The 1,374-nt window shown below is 61.9% G+C and carries 1 protein-coding gene; it reads right to left on the bottom strand.

Annotated elements, in window-relative coordinates:
* Window positions 1-43: 43 nt before the first annotated feature.
* Window positions 44-1,312: an IS256-like element ISBcen18 family transposase gene (locus H0X90_RS35270; RefSeq protein ID WP_077336347.1), complete on the bottom strand. Its 1,269-nt coding sequence runs from the start codon at window positions 1,310-1,312 to the stop codon at window positions 44-46.
* Window positions 1,313-1,374: the final 62 nt, after the last annotated feature.

Raw genomic sequence — 1,374 nt, 5'->3', positions numbered from 1 at the left:
GAACCTGTCCGCATTTTTGTGGGTGAGGCGGTTGAACAACGCGTTATCCGCGCGCCTTCATAAATCGCTCTCCGAACAGGATAGCAAACTGGTTCATCGCTGATTTCCAGTCGAACGCAGTCCGCACGGTTTTGGCCAGTACGTTGCGCAGCGCCAGCCAGAGCAGCTTGATGGCCGCCTCGTCATTGGGGAAGTGACCACGGGTCTTGATGATCTTGCGCAACTGCATATTCAAACTTTCTATCGCGTTCGTGGTGTACACGACCCGTCGAATCTCCGGCGGAAACACGTAGAACGGCACGACGTGCTCCCACGCGCGTTGCCACGACTGCACGATCGTCGGGTACTTCGCGCCCCAAGGGCCGTCGGCGAAGTCTTGCAGCGCCTGCCGCGCCGCCTCTTCGCTGGCAGCCGCGTAGATCGGGCGCAGCGCTGCGGCGAGCACCTTACGGTCCTTGTAGCTGGCGTATTCGAGGCTGTTGCGGATCAGATGCACGATGCAGGTCTGAACGGTGGTCCGCGGATAGGCCGCGCTGATGGCCTCGGTGAGCCCCTTCAGGCCATCGACCACGGCGATCAGGATGTCCTGGCAGCCGCGCGTCTTCAGTTCGTTGAACACCTTGAGCCAGAACTTGGCGCCCTCGGTTTGCTCGATCCAGAGGCCCAGCACGTCGCGCTGGCCGTCGGCCTGGATGCCCAAGGCCAGATAGACGGCCTTGTTGCTGACCACGCCGTCGTCGCGGATCTTGACCCGCAGCGCATCGAAGAACACCACCGGATACATCGTCTCAAGCGGGCGGCTTTGCCAGCTCAGCGCCTCGGCCATCACCTCGTCGGTGACCGAGCTGATGAAGTCGGCAGACACCTCGGTGCCGTAGCTCTCGGCCAGAAACGCCTGAATCTCCCGCACGCTCATGCCGCGGGCGTACATCGCGATGATACGTTCGTCGAAGCCGGTGAAGCGGCGCTCATGCTTGGGAATCAGGATCGGTTCGAAGCTGCCGTCGCGATCGCGGGGGACTTCGACCCGAACCGGACCACGATCGGTGATGACCGTCTTGCCGCTGGCGCCGTTGCGCTCGTTGGCTTGCCCGGCCGGCTTGGGCTGGCCCGACGGGTAGCCCAGATGCAGATTCATCTCGGCGCCCATTGCGCGTTCGATGATCGCTTTGTTGAACGCCAGCATCAGGTCCTGCACTTCGGTCGGCGTCATCGGCCCCTTGACCAGTTGGTCCAGCAGTTCCTTGGGCAGTTCAGGCAGCGGCCCGCGGGCCGCTGCCTGACGCGCTACAGTTTGCCTTTTCTTCTTCATCGGCATATCCATGACTTTTACACCTCATGATATGCCTCGCCCACGAAATCACGGATAGGTCC

Origin of the sequence: Burkholderia sp. 9775_39 (assembly GCF_015712225.1) — a bacterium.
Classification (GTDB): Bacteria; Pseudomonadota; Gammaproteobacteria; order Burkholderiales; family Burkholderiaceae; genus Burkholderia; species Burkholderia cenocepacia.
Note: the sequence above shows the minus strand (reverse complement) of the source record. Positions and strands in the feature narration are given on the sequence as shown.

Excerpts from the sequence above, each read along its gene's own strand:
- H0X90_RS35270 (WP_077336347.1), bottom strand. The coding sequence starts at position 1,312 with ATGAAGAAGAAAAGGCAAACTGTAGCGCGTCAGGCAGCGGCCCGCGGG.